The following is a 15,932-nucleotide window of genomic DNA, read 5'->3' on the forward strand; positions in this document are numbered from 1 at the left end:
GGAGGTTTATGATTATTCGCATCGCCCTGTTGGCGCTGGCCTGCATTCTCGCGGCCGATATCGGCTGGATGGCGCTTTCCGCGAGCTTCTGGATGCTGCCCGCGATGCTGGCCGGCTGGTATGCCGCCGACATGGCGTCGGGCGTGGTCCATATGTACATGGATTATAAGCCCTCGCGCGCCGGCATCGGCCTCGACAAGATCTTCTTCTACGAAGGATCGCGCGAGTCCGCCGAATATCTGGCGCTGCGCGATGCGGCCTTCTCGCAGCTCAACCCGGTCGAACGGCTGATCTACGACTTCAAGAACCACCATCCCCGCCCCGATGCGCTCGGCCGCCGCTCGATGGTGACCCAGATCGGCTCGACCGTGCTGTTCGCCACCCTGCCCTTCACGATCCTTGCCAACATCGTCTTCCTGCTGTTCCCGCTGCCGCTGTGGCTGATCGCGGGCGTGCTGACCTTCGTGGTGGGGGCGAGCTTCGCCCAATATTTCCATGGGACGCTGCACCGGAAGGACAATCCGCTCATCGTGCGGGCGATGCAGCGGACGAAGCTCCTGATGAACGCCGAGGATCATCGGCGTCATCACGAGACGCTCCAGTGCGATTTCAGCACCATCAACGGCTGGTCCAACCCGGCGCTGAACCTCGTCTTCAACGCGATGCGCCGCCGCGGCTATCTGCGCGACGAGGGCCTCATCCCGAACTGAAGCCTCAGCGGCCCGCTTCCAGCGCAGCCACCAGCCGCTCGCGCGCCTCCACCGCGAGCGCCTTGCGATCCCCCCAGCCGGACGGATCGATCGGATCGAGGAAGCGGATCGTCACCTTGCGGCGCCCCGGAAGGCCCAGCACGCGCATCATCTCGCGCCCCATGCCGATCCCCCGATCCCAGGCGAGATCGGGCGTGTCGCGGCCATAATCGATCGCGACGGGCTGGAGGCGGATGCCCGGCACCGGCGGCAGCAGAGCCTCGAACAAGGAGGCGCGGAACGGCTTCACGCCCTGCCCGTCGCCCGTTCCGCCTTCGGCGAACAGCGCCACAGGGCAGCCTTCCGCGAGCGCCTCACGGACCAGCCCGGCCTGCTCGCGCACCTCGCCCCGCTTCTTGCGCGCGATATAGACGGTGCGGTTCAGCCCGGCGAGGAAGCCGAAAAGCGGCCAGCGGGCGATCTCGTCCTTCGCCACGAAGCGCGCGCCCGAAGCGCCGGCCAGCACCAGAATGTCCAGCCAGCTCAGATGGTTCGTCGCCATCAGCACATGCGAGCGCAGTGGCGTGCCGACAATGCGGACATCCGCCCCCGCCGCGCGGCCGGCCAGCCGCAGGAAGCTCGTCGGCCATGGCGACCGCCGCCCGAACAGCCGCCACAGCCCATGCAGCGGCACATGGGCCGCCAGAAGCGCCGCGATCATCGCCACGCGATAACGGCCACGCCAGAGATGGGCGTCAGCCGCGCTTCTCCCCGGCAAACTCAACGCGAGCACGGCATCCGCCTGTCGACTCCGTCATTTCGTTCATTGGCGAACATGGGCCAAATGCCTATCAGGAACGATCGGGACACCGCCGGTCGCATGATGCCGAGGTTCCCATGCGATCCAACAGGATTGCCACGACGGAAATATCGGGACTGGGACATATGTCGAAGACGGTTGAGCTTAATCATCATACTGCGCAACTCTCCCCGGCGGATCCCGATCCCAAGCCCAGCAAGAAGCTCGTTCCGAAGAAGCCCCTTTGGATGCGGATCGGAGTACGCCTCCAGCCCCGGATCAACGCCATCGTGGCCCGCGCGTCCCGGATCGGCAACCATCCCTTTTACGAAACCCGCAATTTTCCGTGGATCGCCGCGCTCGAAGAGAATTGGGAGACGATCCGCGCCGAGGCGGCCAATGTCCTCCAGGATCTGAGCAAGGTTCCGCCTCTCGCGGAAATCTCCCCCGATCACAGGCGGATCGCGCCGGCGGGCAAGTGGCGCTCCTTCTTCCTCTATGGCTATGGCTACAAGGTCGACGCGAATTGCGACGCCTGCCCGCAGACGGCCGCCCTGCTCAAGAAGGTGCCGGGCCTCAATTCGGCGCTGTTCTCGATCCTCGTGCCGGGGACGCACATTCCGGCACACACCGGCGTCTCAAAGGCGATCCTCACCTGCCACCTCGGCCTCCAGGTGCCGCGCGAGGCGGACAAATGCCGGATGCGGGTGGATACCGAATATACCACCTGGACCGAGGGCAAGGCCTTCGTGTTCGATGACATGTTCAACCATGAAGTCCTGAACGACACAGACGACACGCGCATCATCCTGCTGGTGCAGTTCCGCCGGCCGATGCGTCCGCTGGGGCGCCTGGTGGGCGGGCTGTTCATCTGGGCGGTGAAAAAATCCCGCTTCGTGCAGGATGCCCGCCGCGGTGTCGCGAAGTGGAGCGAGCAGCGACATTGAGGCGTTGACGCGGGCGCACGCCTGAGCGCCGATACACGCTGGCGCTTTCCGCGCTGATCTGGGCTTCGGCCCGCGTGAACGGAGACGATCGCGTCCATGCCCTTCGGTTTCTTCAGCCGCAAGCCCGCCGCCCCCAGCCTTCCGGCCGGGTTGCGGGCCTATGCGGTGGGGGACGTGCATGGCCGGCTGGATCTGCTGACCGAGATGCTGACACGCATCCGCGAGGACAATGCCGCCCGCCCACCCGCCGACACGCGCGTGGTGCTGCTCGGCGACCTGATCGATCGCGGGCCGGATTCGGCGGGCGTGGTGGATCTGGCGATGCGCCCGCTCGACTTCGCCTCGCTGACCGTGCTCCAGGGCAATCACGAGGCGATGATGCTCCAGGCGCTGGCCGGCGATCATGAGGCGCTGACCGGCTGGCTCCGTTTCGGCGGCAGCGAATCCCTGCGAAGCTGGGGCGTCTCGCTCGAAGCGATCGAGCGCTACGAATATTCCCGCCTGATCGCCGCCTGCCGAGCGGTGATCCCGCCGCCTCAGCTCCGCTGGATGGCGACGCGGCCGAGGGCGCTGCATCTCGGCGACTATTATTTCGTCCATGCCGGCATCCGGCCGGGCGTCGCGCTGCATCGCCAGTCGGATCAGGATCGGCTGTGGATTCGCGAGCCCTTCCTGCACAGCACCGCCCGCCACTTCGCCGTGATCGTCCATGGCCATTCGGTGACGCCGGACGTCGAGCTGCTGCCCAACCGTATCGGCATCGATACCGGCGCCTATGCGAGCGGCACGCTCACCGCGCTCGGCCTCGAGGGCGAGGAGCAGTGGATTCTCCAGACCGGCTGAACCGCTCGTCCGGCGGGAGGTGCCCCCGCGCGCGCAACACGTCCGAGCCCAGCCGCATCTTCGCCCAGGCCCACCACAGGCGATATCCGATCCGACCGAGCATCGTCATATTCGCGTGCCATAGCCGCCCGCCTGCCCGGAAGGATAGTGCCCGGCGGCCCCGAGAGGACCGCTTGCGCTCCCTCTCCCCATCATGCAATCAGCCGGCCGATATCGGCCTGAGAGTGAGATACCTATGCGGATTACCATGATCGGAACCGGCTATGTCGGGCTCGTGTCCGGCGCGTGTTTTTCCGACTTCGGCCATGAAGTGATCTGCGTCGACAAGGACGAATCCAAGATCGCCTCGCTCGAACGCGGCGTGATGCCGATCTACGAGCCGGGCCTCGACGCGCTGGTCGCCACCAACGTCCGCGCCGGCCGCCTCTCCTTCACCACCGACGTGAAGGCGGGCGTCGCGAACGCCGACGCGGTGTTCATCGCGGTCGGCACCCCGTCGCGCCGTGGCGACGGCCATGCGGACCTGAGCTACGTCTTCGCCGCCGCCAGGGAAATCGCCGAGGCGGTCAACCACGACATCCTGCTCGTCACCAAGTCGACCGTGCCCGTCGGCACCGGTGACGAGGTGGAGCGCATCGTCCGCGAAGCCGCGCCCGGCCGCACGATCCGAGTCGCCTCCAACCCCGAATTCCTGCGCGAGGGCGCCGCGATCGAGGACTTCAAGCGCCCCGACCGCGTGGTCTGCGGCACCGACGACGAGGCCGCCCGCGAGGCGCTGCGCCAGATCTACCGGCCGCTGTCGCTCAACCAGTCGGCCCCGGTGCTGTTCACCGGCCGTCGCACGGCCGAGCTCATCAAGTACGCCGCCAACGCCTTCCTCGCGACGAAGATCACCTTCATCAACGAGATCGCGGACCTCTGCGAAGCGGCCGGCGCCGACGTGCAGGAAGTGTCGCGCGGCATCGGCCTCGACAACCGCATCGGGCGCAAGTTCCTCCATGCCGGCCCCGGCTATGGCGGCTCCTGCTTCCCGAAGGACACGCTGGCGCTGCTCAAGACCGCCGAGGACATGCAGACCCCGCTCCGCATCGTCGAGGCGGTGGTATCGGTCAACGACAGCCGCAAGCGCGCGATGGGCCGCAAGGTGCTGAAGGCGATGGGCGGCGAGGCGCGCGGCAAGCGCGTGGCGGTGCTCGGCCTCACCTTCAAGCCCAACACCGATGACATGCGCGACAGCCCCGCCATCGCCGTGATCCAGACGTTGCAGGATGCCGGTGCCCAGATCTTCGCCTGCGACCCCGAGGGCGTCGAGCAGGCGAAGAAGGTGCTCCAGAACGTCGAGTTCGTGGCCGATCCCTACACGGCAGCCGAGAGCGCCGACGCGGTGGTGATCGTCACCGAGTGGGACGCCTATCGCGCGATCGACCTCTCTCGCCTCGCCGCCACCATGGCGACGCCGCTGCTGGTAGACCTGCGCAATGTCTATTCGCGCGAGGAGGCCGAGAAGGCCGGCCTCGACTATGTCGGCGTCGGCAAGCCCGCCTGACCGATCGACCGGAGCGGGGGCGCCGCGTCGCTCCCCTCCTCTTCCTCTTCGATGCGCAGGACCGGGCGACGGCGTTCCGTCGCGACCTCCTCACGGGCGCGCTCCATCGACAGGAAGATGCTGAGCAGGATCGGCCACGCCCATGTCGCCGCTGCGTCGCCCACCGTATCCGGCCAGTTCCAGTTGCCCAGATAGAGCCGGTCCATGATCTCGTTGCCGATCTCGGCAAGGAAGACGGCCGCCAGCGGCAGCGCGCTCCCCTGCCGGCGCCCCGTCAGCAGCGCGGACAGCGACCAGATGGCGAGCCCCACCTGCACATGGACGAACTTGTCGCTCTCGCCGGATCGGGTGACGATCCAGTCGATCATGCCGTGATAGTCGGTGACCAGTTGCATGATCCCTCCCGCCGTCAGGCGGCGCGCTGTGCCCTGTAGCCCCGATACCACTCCACCCATAGCGGAATGCCGACATCGATCGGGGTGGTCGGCTGGAAGCCGAGATCGCGCTGGATCGCGGTCAGATCCGCATAGGTGGCGGGAACGTCGCCGGGCTGCATCGGCTTCTCGATGCGGATCGCCTTGCGGCCGCACGCCTGCTCGATCAGCGCGATGAGTTTCTCCAGCTCTTCCGCGCGGTTATTGCCGATATTGTAGATACGATGGGGAGAATGGCTGCCCCCCGCCTTCTCCGCCCCATCGTCCGGCGGCGGGCTGTCGAGCGCGGCGAGGATGCCGGTCACGATATCGTCGATATAGGTGAAGTCCCGGCGCATATTGCCACCGTTATAGACCTCGATCGGCTCGCCCGAGAGGATCTTGTCGGTGAAGCCCCACACCGCCATGTCCGGCCGCCCCCACGGGCCATAGACCGTGAAGAAGCGCAGGCCCGTCTGTGGCAGGCGGTAGAGATGCGCATAGCTCTCGCTCATCAGCTCGTCGGACTTCTTGGTCGCGGCGTAGAGCGAGATCGGGAAATCGACGCGCTGCTCCACCCGGAAGGGCAGGTCCGGGCTCGTGCCGTAGACCGAGGAGGAGGAGGCGTAGACGAGGTGCTTCACCTGCCGCGTCCGGCCCAGTTCCAGCATGTTGAGATGGCCAACGAGGTTGGAGGCGGCATAGGCGCGCGGATTCTGGATCGAATAGCGAACCCCGGCCTGCGCGCCGAGATGGACGATGCTCTCGATCGACTCGCCGGCGAGCGCCGCCTCCAGCGCTTCATGATCGGCGAAATCGAGATGGTGGAAGACGAAGCGCCCACCCACGCCCTCCTCGCCCCGGATCGCAGACAGCCGATCATGTTTCAACGCCACGGGGTTGTAATTGTTGAGATTGTCGATCCCGACCACATGCTCGCCCCGCCGGATCAAATGGCGGCAGACATGCGACCCGATGAACCCGGCCGCCCCCGTGACGATAATGGTCATTCGCCCAAATCCCCTTCGCCTGCTCGCGCGGCGTGATAAGCTCCCCCCGCTGCCAGTAGCATGGCCGGCAGCGGGGTCACGCGATCTTCCGGGGCCACCCCCTTCAGGCCGGCTGGCGACGCTCTTCCAGGCCGCGCTCCCATGCCAGCGCATGGGCCACGATGGTATCGAGGTCGGCATGGCGCGGTTGCCAGCCGAAGGCGGCGACGATCGCGTCATTGGCCGCCACCAGCGAATCCGGGTCGCCGGCACGCCGCGGCTCCAGCCGGCGCTCGATCGGGCGGCCCGCCGCCTTCTCGACCGCGTCGAGCACCTCCAGCACCGAGAAGCCCCGGCCATAGCCGCAGTTGAGCGTGTGGCTCTTCCTGGGGTCCGCGATCAGCGCCTCCAGCGCCAGCAGATGCGCCGCCGCCAGATCGGAGACATGGATATAATCGCGCACGCCCGTTCCATCCGGCGTGTCATAATCGGTGCCGAACACGCTGACATGGCTGCGTTTTCCGGTCGCCGCCTCGCCCGCCACCTTGATGAGGTGCGTCGCCCCCGCCGTCGCCTGACCGGCGCGGCCCTGCGGATCGGCGCCCGCCACGTTGAAATAGCGCAGCGCGCAATAGTTGATCGGGTGCGCGGCGGCGGTGTCCTTCAGCATGATCTCGGTCATCAGCTTGGACATGCCATAAGGGTTGATCGGCCGGGTCGGCGTCGCCTCGCGGACGGGGCTCTCCTCGGGGATGCCGTAGGTCGCGGCGGTGGAGGAGAAGATGAAATGGCGCACCCCGCCGGCCACCGCGGCCTCGATCAGCGTGCGGCTGTTGGCGGTATTGTTCCCGTAATATTTCAGGGGGTTCTCGACGGATTCCGGGACGACGACCGAACCCGCGAAGTGCATGATGGCGCCGATGTCATGCTCCGCGAGGGTGTGGCCGACGACCGCCGCATCCCCCACATCGCCTTCGACGAACACCGCCCGCCCGTCCACCGCCCAGCGGAAGCCGGTGACGAGATTGTCGAGCACCACCACAGGCCAACCGGCGTCGAGGAGGGCCAGCACGGCATGGCTGCCGATATAGCCGGCACCGCCCGTCACGAGCACGGGAAAGCGCGTCGTCGTCATAAGATCATTGTCCCTTCAGGTAACGGTCGAACCATTCCACGGAACGCCGGCGGACGTCGGCGACATGCGCCGGGTTGCGGATACCATGGCCCTCGTCAGGATAGATGACGAGGCTGGTGGCAACGCCCATCGCCTTCAGCCCGTTCCAATATTCGACGGACTGGGTGGGCGGCACTTCGATATCCCGTTCCCCCACCGTGATGAGCGTCGGGGTCTTGGCCTGGCTGATATATTTGATCGCCGAGACATCCCAGTAGGCCGCCTGATCCTCGTACATCGTCTTGCCGAAGAAAGGTGTCATCCATGTGTTGATGCCGTTGGTGCCGTAATAGCTGATCCAGTTGGAGAGCCCGGCGGCGGCATGGATCGCCTTGAAGCGGTGCGTCTGGGTGTTGGCCCACATCGACATGAACCCACCATAAGAGCCGCCCATCAGGCCAAGGCGGTTGTCGTCGATCGGCGCGTTCTTCTCCACCGCGTCGATGCCGGCGAGGATGTCGCGCAGATCGCCGCCGCCGAAATCGCGCTTTTTGGCGGCGGTGAAGGCCTCGCCCTGCCCGTAGCTGCCGCGTGGATTGGGATAGAACAGCCAATAGCCCGCGCCGATCAGCGCGGCGGTGCTTCCCTGCCAGACGAACTGCGGCGTGGAGGCCGCCGCCGGGCCGCCATGCACGACGGTAATCATCGGCTGGTTGGCCGGCCCCTCCCAGGCGGCGCCACGCGGCGAGAGCAGCCAGCCCTGCACGTCGCGCCCTTCATTCTTCCACGTCAGGCTGCGGGCGACGACGACAGGCTTGTAGCCGTCATTGTCGTGGCTGATCTGCCGGGGCTGCGACGGCGGACCGGCGAAGATGGCGGGGCCATGCTCATAATCCTGCACGACGGTCGCCATCAGGCCGCTTTGCGAGAAGGCGACGCGCCCATCGCCGGCCGAAAGGCTCACCCCCGCCGACCAGACCGGCTCGCCCGCCCCGCTCGCCGGATCGATCTCGACGATAGCCGACTGATCGCCCTTGAGCGCGGCCGCGTGCAGGCCGCGCGCGTCCCAGTCGAGCGAGGTGAAGCTGCCCTTGTAGCCCGGCGTCGCGTCGCGCGGCGTGCCGCCCGCGAACGGCACCGTCCAGACATCACCGCCGACCGAGCCGAAATCGCTCATCAGGCCGCCGATGAAGGCCACCGTCCGCCCATCCGGCGAGACGCGCGGGAAGTTCGCCTGGATGCCCGGCGCGGCGATGGTGCGGACGGCGCCCGTCTTCGCATCGATCGCGTCGATGGTCGCGACCCACCAGTTGGCGTCGCCATTGCCCCTGGCGGTGGTGGCGACGAAGCCCTTGCCGTCGGGCGTCCAGTCATATTCGTAGACGAAGCGATCGGCCGGAGACACGAGGCGCAGCGCCCCGCCCGACACGCGCACGATCGCGATGCGCTGCTCGTCGTTCACCTCGCCGATCTCGCCCACCTCGCGCGCGCCGGCCTGCGTGGCGCCGGTCTCCTTGCGCGCGCCGACCGTGGCGAGGATCGCGATGCTCCTGCCGTCCGGCGACCAGCGCGGCTCGGCGGCAAGCCCCTGGACGCTGGCGAGCTTCCGCACGCCGGCCGCGTCGTGGATCATCAGCGTGGCGGTGCCCGCCTTGCGATCCCGCGCGATGAAGGCAAGCTGCCCCGCCGGGCCGAAGCTCAGCCCGCTGTAGGAGCAGGCCGGGCACGGATCGAGCCGCGAGAGGACGCGCCCCGTCGCCGCATCGCGCAGCACGATGATGCCGCGCCCTTCGGCCGCCGCGTCGGGCTCGCTCGCGCTGTCGACGGTGGCGACGCGATCACCGGCCCGCGCGAAGGCGAGACCCGAAAACTGATGGAGCGGCTGCGCGATGGCCGGAGCCGTCGTCGCCAGCAGCATGGAACAGGCGATACCCAGACTATGACGCACAAAACCCCCTTCGATCTTTTCCGCCAAGGCGATAGCATGGCCGCCCCGCTTGGCAACGCACGGCGTTGCCCGCGCTTCCCCTTTCACCCCACTTGCGCGGGCCAGCGGCTTTGACCACAAGCGCCCCCAGCATTGGATGGAGAGAGCCGGATGTCTGAAGCGCGCCCGATCGATGTCGCCACGAGGGAGGCGATGCAGGCTCGATCGCTGGACGACCCGGACGGCTTCTGGCTCGAACAGGCGGCCCGGCTCGACTGGATCGAGGCGCCCGCCAAGGCCGGCGACTGGTCCTTCGACGAACAGGATTTCCACGTCCGCTGGTTCGAGGACGGCGTGCTCAACGTCGCGGCCAACTGCCTCGACCGCCATCTGGCGACGCGGGCGGACCAGACCGCGATCCTCTGGGAGCCGGACGTCCCGACCGAAGAACCACACCGCTACACTTATGCCGATGTCCATGCCGAGGTCTGCCGGTTCGCCAATGTGCTGAAGGCGCAAGGCGCGAAGAAGGGCGACCGCGTCACCATCTACATGCCGATGATCCCCGAAGCCGCCTTCGCCGTGCTCGCCTGCGCGCGGATCGGGGCGATCCATTCGGTGGTGTTCGGCGGCTTCTCGGCCGAGGCGCTCGCGGGCCGCATGGAGGATTGCGGCAGCACGCTCCTCGTCACCGCCGACGAAGGCCGGCGCGGCGGCAAGCATGTGCCGCTGAAGGCCTGCGCCGACGAGGCCTCCACCATCTACAGGGGCATCGACAAGATCCTCGTCGTCCGCGCGACCGGCGGCGAGGTGGCGATGCAGCCCGGCCGCGACGTCTGGTATCACGAGGCCGCCGCGCAGGTTCCCGCCGATTGCCCGGCCGAGCCGATGGCCGCCGAAGACCCGCTGTTCATCCTCTACACCTCGGGCTCCACGGGAAAGCCCAAGGGCGTGATGCACACGACGGGCGGCTATCTGTTGTGGGCGGCGCTCACCCACGCCACCGTGTTCGATTACCGCGAAGGCGAGGTTTACTGGTGCGCGGCCGATATCGGCTGGGTCACGGGCCACAGCTATATCGTCTACGGCCCGCTCGCGAACGGCGCGACGACGTTGATGTACGAGGGCGTGCCGAACTGGCCCACCCCGTCCCGCATCTGGGAGGTGGTGGATCGCCATCAGGTCGCGACGCTCTACACCGCGCCCACGGCGCTTCGCGCGCTGATGAAGGAGGGCGACGACTATGTCACCCGCACCAGCCGGAAGTCGCTCCGCCTGCTGGGCTCGGTCGGCGAGCCGATCAACCCCGAGGCATGGCGCTGGTATCACGAGGTGGTGGGCGAGAGCCGCTGCCCGATCATGGACACCTGGTGGCAGACGGAGACCGGCGGCCACATGATTACCGCGCTCCCCTCCACGCCGCTCAAGCCCGGCTCGGCCACCCTGCCCTTCTTCGGCGTCGATCCCAGGCTGCTCGACGGCGAGGGCAAGGAGCTTCACGGCGAGGCGGAGGGCAATCTCGTCATAGCCCGTTCCTGGCCCGGCCAGATGCGCGGCGTGTGGGGCGACGAGAAGCGCTATTTCGAAACCTATTTCCGCACCTTCCCCGGCGTTTACACCACTGGCGACGGCGCCCGCCGCGATGCGGACGGCTATTACTGGATCACCGGCCGCGTCGACGACGTCATCAACGTCTCGGGCCACCGCATGGGCACCGCCGAGGTGGAGAGCGCGCTCGTGCTCCACGAGAGCGTCGCGGAGGCCGCCGTCGTCGGAATGCCGCACGACGTGAAGGGACAGGGTATCTATGCCTATGTGACGCTCAATGCCGGCGTCGAGGCGACGGAGGAACTGCGCAGGGGCTTGCGCGACTGGGTGCGCCACGAGATCGGCCCGATCGCCACGCCCGACGCCATCCAGTTCGCCCCCGGCCTGCCCAAGACGCGCTCGGGCAAGATCATGCGCCGCATCCTGCGCAAGATCGCGGAGGGCGAGATCGGCGCGCTGGGCGACACCTCGACACTCGCGGACCCGGCGGTCGTCGACGATCTGGTAAGGAACCGCGTGCATTGATGGAGCGCCGGGAACGGCCGGCGATGCGACGAGTCGAAGCGTCGGGCCGGCGCCGTTCAGCCGGCTGTCAGTCGATGGACCGTAGCTGACGCGTCGCACTCCAGCAGAAAGACGCCCGGTGAACCGCAGCTTCTATGTTGCCCTGATCGCGACGGCCACCCTCGGCGGGGCGGCCCATGCCCAGTCCGGCCGGCCGATGCCCGCCTATGACGACGGGGAGCCCCCGCAGGCCGGCGGCTATTACGACAGCTACGGCACCGCCGATGCCCGCGAGGACGCCGATCGGAGCGCATCGTCGCACTGGGTGACGCCCCGGCCTTATGCCCGCGCGGATCAGGTCGACGAGGGCACGCCCAACGACGCCGCTCACCGCGCCGATCGCGCCTATACGGCTGAGCTCAACCGCAATGCCAACAGCCGCTCGGGCAGGCGCTCCGGCGCTTCCTCCGGCGAGCAGGCGCGATATCAGGCGGATCTGGCCGCGCATGACCGGGCGATGGACGATTATCGTGCCGCCCGGCAGCGTTACGCCCGGCGCATGGCCGACTGGCGCGCCCGCGCCGATGCCTGCGAGGCCGGCAACATCGACGCCTGCGAATAGCTTTTCGCCCCCCTGACGAATGTCGGGGTCCATTCGCGCTCCGCGAACGGCGACGGCGTGCCGTCCGCTTATTTCAGCAGCACCAGTTCCTCCGACATGGTCGGATGCAGCGCCACCGTGTCGTCGAACTGCGCCTTGGTGAGGCGGGCCTTCACCGCGACCGCCGCCGCCTGAAGGATTTCCGGCGAGTCCGGCCCGATCATGTGCAGGCCGAGCACCCGGTTGGTCGTGGAATCGCACACCATCTTGTAGAGCGCGCGCTCGTCGCGATTGGCGAGCACATTCTTCATCGGCCGGAAGTCCGACGTGTAGACCTTGACGGTGCCGTACTTGTTGCGCGCCTGCGATTCCGTGAGGCCCACGGCCGCGATCGGCGGATGGCTGAACACCGCCGACGGGATGCAGCCATAATCCACACGGCGCGGATTGCCGCCGAACTGGGTGTCGGCGAAGGCATGACCCTCGCGGATCGCCACCGGGGTAAGCTGCACGCGGTTTGTCACGTCGCCCACCGCGAAGATCGAGGGCACATTGGTGCGGCTGTCCTCGTCCACCTTGATCGCGCCCCGCTCGCCCATCTCGACGCCCAGCGCCTCGAGCCCGAGCCCCTCGCTGTTGGGCAGGCGGCCGGTGGCGAACATCAGCAGGTCCGCCTCGATCGGATCATGGCCGGCGATGTGGATGGCGAGCGTGCCGTCCGCCTTCTTCTCCACCTTCTCGAACGGCGCGTGGAAGCGGAAGTCGATGCCCTTCTTGATCGAGATCTGGAGCAGGCGGTCGCGCACGCTGTCGTCATAGTTGCGCAGGATCTCGCCGCCGCGGTTGACGATCGTCACCTTGGCGCCGAACTCGTTGAAGATGCCGGCGAACTCATTGGCGATATAGCCGCCGCCGGCGATCACGATGCGCTTCGGCACGCTGTCGAGATGGAAGGCCTCGTTGGAGGTGATGCCATGCTCCGCGCCGGGGAAATCGGGAATGGCCGGCCGCGCGCCGGTCGCAACCAGGATGAGGCGCGCGGTGTGGCGCGTGCCGTCCGCAAGCTGCACCTCGTTCGGGCCGGTCACGACGGCGCGCTGGAGGAAGCTCGTCACGCCATGGGTTTCGAGCGTGTTCTTGTAGAGCCCTTCCAGCCGATCGACGTCGGCCAGCACATTGTCGCGCAGCACCGTCCAGTCGAAGCCGCATTCCGGCACCTGCCAGCCGAAGCGCTTGGCATCCTTCAGATCCTCGGCGAAATGCGCGCCGTAGATCAGCAGCTTCTTGGGCACGCAGCCGCGGATCACGCAGGTGCCGCCGACGCGATATTCCTCCGCCATCGCCACTTTCGCGCCATGCGCCGCCGAGATGCGCGCCGCGCGGACACCGCCGGAACCGCCGCCAATCACGAACAGGTCGAAATCATGATCGGACATGGCATCAGGCTCCTTGGGATGATGGGCGCGATGTAGCTTCCGTTTCCGCTTCCGCCAATCGCTTCTCATCATCACAGACATCGACCGTCTGCGCGGCTTGACCTCGCTGCCTCGGTTCCGCAAAGCCCTTTCGTGCCTGCCACTTCATCGACCGCGCTCGACTCCGCTCGCTCCCCTCGCTCGTCCCATGACTGGTGGGGTGTGATCCGTTTCGTCGTGGCGGTGGCGGCGCTGGCGCTGGGGCTGCGCTCCTTCGTGGTGATGCCGCGCAGCATCCCGTCAGAATCGATGATGCCGCGCCTGCTGGTGGGGGATTATCTGCTGGTCGCGAAATGGCCTTATGGCTGGTCCCGCTTCAGCCTGCCATGGGCGCCGGCGAGCCCGCATGGCCGCCTGTTCGGCCGCGCGCCGCAGCGGGGCGACGTGGTGATCTTCCGCGCGCCGCCGGACGACAAGGCGGATTATATCAAGCGGCTGATCGGCCTGCCGGGCGATCGCATCCAGATGCGCCATGGCGTGCTGTGGCTGAACGGCAAGGCCGTGCCCAAGGTCCGCCTCGCCGATTTCATCGTGCCGATCGCCGCCAACACCGAATGCAGCTCGATCCCGGACGTGCAGGTGCCCTATGGCGCCGGCGCGGACCCGGAGGGCCGCCGCATTTGCCGCTTCCCCCGTTATCGCGAGACGCTGCCGGACGGCATCAGCTATGATGTGCTGGATCAGGGCGACACGCCGCAGGACGATACGCCCGTCATCACCGTTCCCGCCGGCCATTATTTCATGATGGGCGACAATCGGGACATGTCGGCGGACAGCCGCTTCGCCGCGGTGTCGGGCGGCGGCGTGGGTTTCGTGCCGGCGGAGAACATCGAGGGCCGCGCCATCGTGACGATCTTCTCCACCAACGGTTCGGCCAGTTGGCTGCACCCCCTGAGCTGGCTGCACGCGATGCGGCCGGCGCGCATCGGGCACGGTTTCCAGTGAACGACGATCTCCTCCTCTGGCTGGAGCAGACGCTCGGCCATCGCATTCAGGCGCCCGACCGCTTCCTGAGCGCCCTCACCCATTCGAGCCATGCCGGCGAAAGCTATCAGCGGCTGGAGTTCCTCGGCGATCGCGTGCTGGGTCTCGTCATGGGCGAGTGGCTCTATGCGCAGTTCCCGAAAGAACCCGAAGGCAGCCTCTCCCGCCGCCTGAACGCGCTCGTCTCGGGCGAGACCTGCGCCGAGATCGGCAAGGAGATCGGTGTCGGCCCGCACCTCCGCCTCGGCAAGCAGGCCCGCGACGACGGCGCACAGTTCAGCACCTATGTGCTGGGCGACGTGGTGGAGGCGCTGATCGGCGCGCTCTTCCTCGAAGCGGGGCTGGACGGCGCGCGCGCCTTCGTCCGCAAGGCGTGGGGCGACCGCGTGGTGAAGCAGAACGCCGCGCCCAAGCATCCCAAGGCGGAGCTTCAGGAGTTCGCCGCCGCCAAGCAGTGGCGCCCGCCCGTCTACACGATCGCCCGCAAGTCGGGGCCGCACCACGCCCCCACCTTCACCGTTACCGTGGAAATCCCCGGCCGCGCCTCCGCCGAGGGGAACGGCTCGTCCAAGCAGGAGGCCGAAACCGAGGCCGCCCGCGCTCTTCTCAAGGAATTGAAGTCATGACCGAACGGTGCGGCCTCGTCGCCGTCGTCGGCGCCCCCAATGCGGGCAAGTCCACCCTCGTCAACGCGCTCGTCGGCCAGAAGGTCGCGATCGTCAGCCCCAAGGCGCAGACCACCCGCGTCCGCCTGATGGGCATCGCCATCGAGGGCGAGAGCCAGATTCTGCTGGTCGACACCCCCGGCATCTTCGACCCCAAGCGCCGGCTGGACCGCGCGATGGTCGCCGCCGCATGGGGCGGCACCGAGGCGGCGGACCTGATCGCGCTCGTCATCGACGCCAAGACCGGCCTCACCAAGCGCATCGCCCCGCTGATCGAGACGCTGGCCAAGCGCCGTGAGCCCAAGATCGTCATCCTCAACAAGGTGGACGTGACGCCCAAGGAGACGCTGCTCGTCACCGCGCAGGCGCTTCAGGAGCAACTCGCGCCGGAGGACATCCTGTTCGTCTCCGCCGCCACCGGCGATGGCGTGCCCGAGCTGAAGCGCCTGCTCGCCGGCCGCGTCACCGAAGGGCCGTGGCACTTCCCCGAGGATCAGGTCTCCGACGCGACCGACCGGATGCTCGCCGCCGAAGTGACGCGCGAGCAGATCTACCTCCAGCTCCACGCCGAGCTGCCCTATGCCTGCGCCGTCGAGACGGAGAAATATGAGGAGCGTGGCGACGGTTCGGTCGCCATCCACCAGCAGATTCTCGTCGCGCGCGACAGCCAGAAGGCGATCGTGCTCGGCGCCAAGGGCGTCCGCCTGAAGGAGATCGGCAGCCGCGCCCGCGCCGAGATGGCGCCGCTGCTCGGCCGCAAGGTCCACCTCTTCCTCCACGTCAAGGTCAAGCCCGACTGGGAGGAGGACCGCGGCCTCTATCGCGAGATCGGGCTCGACTGGGTGGACTGACGCTTCGTCAGGCGGTCATCCCGGCCACTCTTGCGTC

15 protein-coding genes are annotated in these 15,932 nt (G+C 67.6%); 9 read left to right on the plus strand and 6 right to left on the minus strand.

Annotation, left to right across the window (positions count from 1 at the left end):
• The first annotated feature begins 8 nt into the window (after nt 1–8).
• Complete coding sequence (locus tag FHS98_RS04550) at nt 9–710, plus strand: fatty acid desaturase CarF family protein (RefSeq protein WP_167100686.1); 702 nt, start codon at nt 9–11, stop codon at nt 708–710.
• Between the two features lie 4 nt (nt 711–714).
• Here the strand turns inward: FHS98_RS04550 and FHS98_RS04555 are convergent, their stop codons facing one another.
• Nucleotides 715–1,482 (minus strand): lysophospholipid acyltransferase family protein, encoded by a 768-nt coding sequence (locus FHS98_RS04555; RefSeq protein ID WP_341786025.1) that lies wholly within the window; start codon nt 1,480–1,482, stop codon nt 715–717.
• A 254-nt stretch (nt 1,483–1,736) separates the two neighbouring features.
• On the opposite strand from FHS98_RS04555, the gene FHS98_RS04560 reads away from it, so the two are divergent.
• From FHS98_RS04560 to FHS98_RS04570, 3 genes are all read left to right on the plus strand, one after another.
• Entirely contained in the window at nt 1,737–2,435 is a 699-nt protein-coding gene (locus FHS98_RS04560; RefSeq protein WP_167100688.1) for an aspartyl/asparaginyl beta-hydroxylase domain-containing protein, read from the plus strand.
• 96 nt (nt 2,436–2,531) lie between these two features.
• Complete coding sequence (locus tag FHS98_RS04565) at nt 2,532–3,278, plus strand: metallophosphoesterase family protein (protein ID WP_167100691.1); 747 nt, start codon at nt 2,532–2,534, stop codon at nt 3,276–3,278.
• Between the two features lie 235 nt (nt 3,279–3,513).
• Nucleotides 3,514–4,824: a UDP-glucose dehydrogenase family protein gene (locus tag FHS98_RS04570; RefSeq protein ID WP_167100694.1), complete on the plus strand. Its 1,311-nt coding sequence runs from the start codon at nt 3,514–3,516 to the stop codon at nt 4,822–4,824.
• On the opposite strand, the gene FHS98_RS04575 is transcribed toward FHS98_RS04570, so the two are convergent.
• The 4 genes from FHS98_RS04575 to FHS98_RS04590 all read right to left on the minus strand — a co-directional run bounded on the left by FHS98_RS04575 (nt 4,797) and on the right by FHS98_RS04590 (nt 9,288).
• Nucleotides 4,797–5,219 (minus strand): hypothetical protein, encoded by a 423-nt coding sequence (locus FHS98_RS04575; RefSeq protein WP_167100697.1) that lies wholly within the window; start codon nt 5,217–5,219, stop codon nt 4,797–4,799. The two genes, FHS98_RS04570 and FHS98_RS04575, sit on opposite strands and share 28 nt — an antisense overlap.
• Before the next feature lie 14 nt (nt 5,220–5,233).
• Complete coding sequence (locus FHS98_RS04580; RefSeq protein ID WP_167100700.1) at nt 5,234–6,247, minus strand: NAD-dependent epimerase/dehydratase family protein; 1,014 nt, start codon at nt 6,245–6,247, stop codon at nt 5,234–5,236.
• A 103-nt stretch (nt 6,248–6,350) separates the two neighbouring features.
• Entirely contained in the window at nt 6,351–7,361 is a 1,011-nt protein-coding gene (gene galE / locus FHS98_RS04585) for a UDP-glucose 4-epimerase GalE (RefSeq protein WP_167100703.1), read from the minus strand.
• Nucleotides 7,362–7,365: 4 nt separating this feature from the next.
• Entirely contained in the window at nt 7,366–9,288 is a 1,923-nt protein-coding gene (locus FHS98_RS04590) for a S9 family peptidase (RefSeq protein ID WP_341786026.1), read from the minus strand.
• Between the two features lie 150 nt (nt 9,289–9,438).
• On the opposite strand from FHS98_RS04590, the gene acs reads away from it, so the two are divergent.
• Both acs and FHS98_RS04600 read left to right on the plus strand, forming a co-directional pair.
• Nucleotides 9,439–11,340, plus strand: a complete 1,902-nt coding sequence (acs, locus tag FHS98_RS04595) for an acetate--CoA ligase (protein ID WP_167100708.1) — start codon at nt 9,439–9,441, stop codon at nt 11,338–11,340.
• Nucleotides 11,341–11,458: 118 nt separating this feature from the next.
• A complete protein-coding gene (locus tag FHS98_RS04600) occupies nt 11,459–11,941 on the plus strand; it encodes a hypothetical protein (protein WP_167100711.1) in 483 nt (160 codons plus the stop codon).
• Between the two features lie 68 nt (nt 11,942–12,009).
• Here FHS98_RS04600 and gorA read toward each other — a convergent pair whose 3' ends face one another.
• Nucleotides 12,010–13,356: a glutathione-disulfide reductase gene (gene gorA / locus FHS98_RS04605; protein ID WP_167100714.1), complete on the minus strand. Its 1,347-nt coding sequence runs from the start codon at nt 13,354–13,356 to the stop codon at nt 12,010–12,012.
• A 201-nt stretch (nt 13,357–13,557) separates the two neighbouring features.
• Between gorA and lepB the strand changes: the two genes are divergently transcribed.
• From lepB to era, 3 genes are read left to right on the plus strand one after another with little or no spacing between them, the layout of a single operon-like run.
• On the plus strand, nt 13,558–14,340 hold the full coding sequence (gene lepB, locus FHS98_RS04610; RefSeq protein ID WP_425057333.1) for a signal peptidase I: 783 nt from the start codon (nt 13,558–13,560) through the stop codon (nt 14,338–14,340).
• Nucleotides 14,337–15,005 (plus strand): ribonuclease III, encoded by a 669-nt coding sequence (rnc, locus tag FHS98_RS04615; protein WP_167100717.1) that lies wholly within the window; start codon nt 14,337–14,339, stop codon nt 15,003–15,005. The genes lepB and rnc overlap by 4 nt, the downstream gene beginning before the upstream one ends.
• The gene (gene era, locus FHS98_RS04620; RefSeq protein ID WP_167100719.1) at nt 15,002–15,895 is read left to right on the plus strand and encodes a GTPase Era; all 894 of its coding nucleotides are present in this window, start codon (nt 15,002–15,004) and stop codon (nt 15,893–15,895) included. Before rnc ends, era begins: the two co-directional genes overlap by 4 nt.
• Nucleotides 15,896–15,932: the final 37 nt, after the last annotated feature.

Source organism: Sphingomonas oligoaromativorans (assembly GCF_011762195.1).
GTDB classification, from domain to species: domain Bacteria; phylum Pseudomonadota; class Alphaproteobacteria; order Sphingomonadales; family Sphingomonadaceae; genus Solisphingomonas; species Solisphingomonas oligoaromativorans.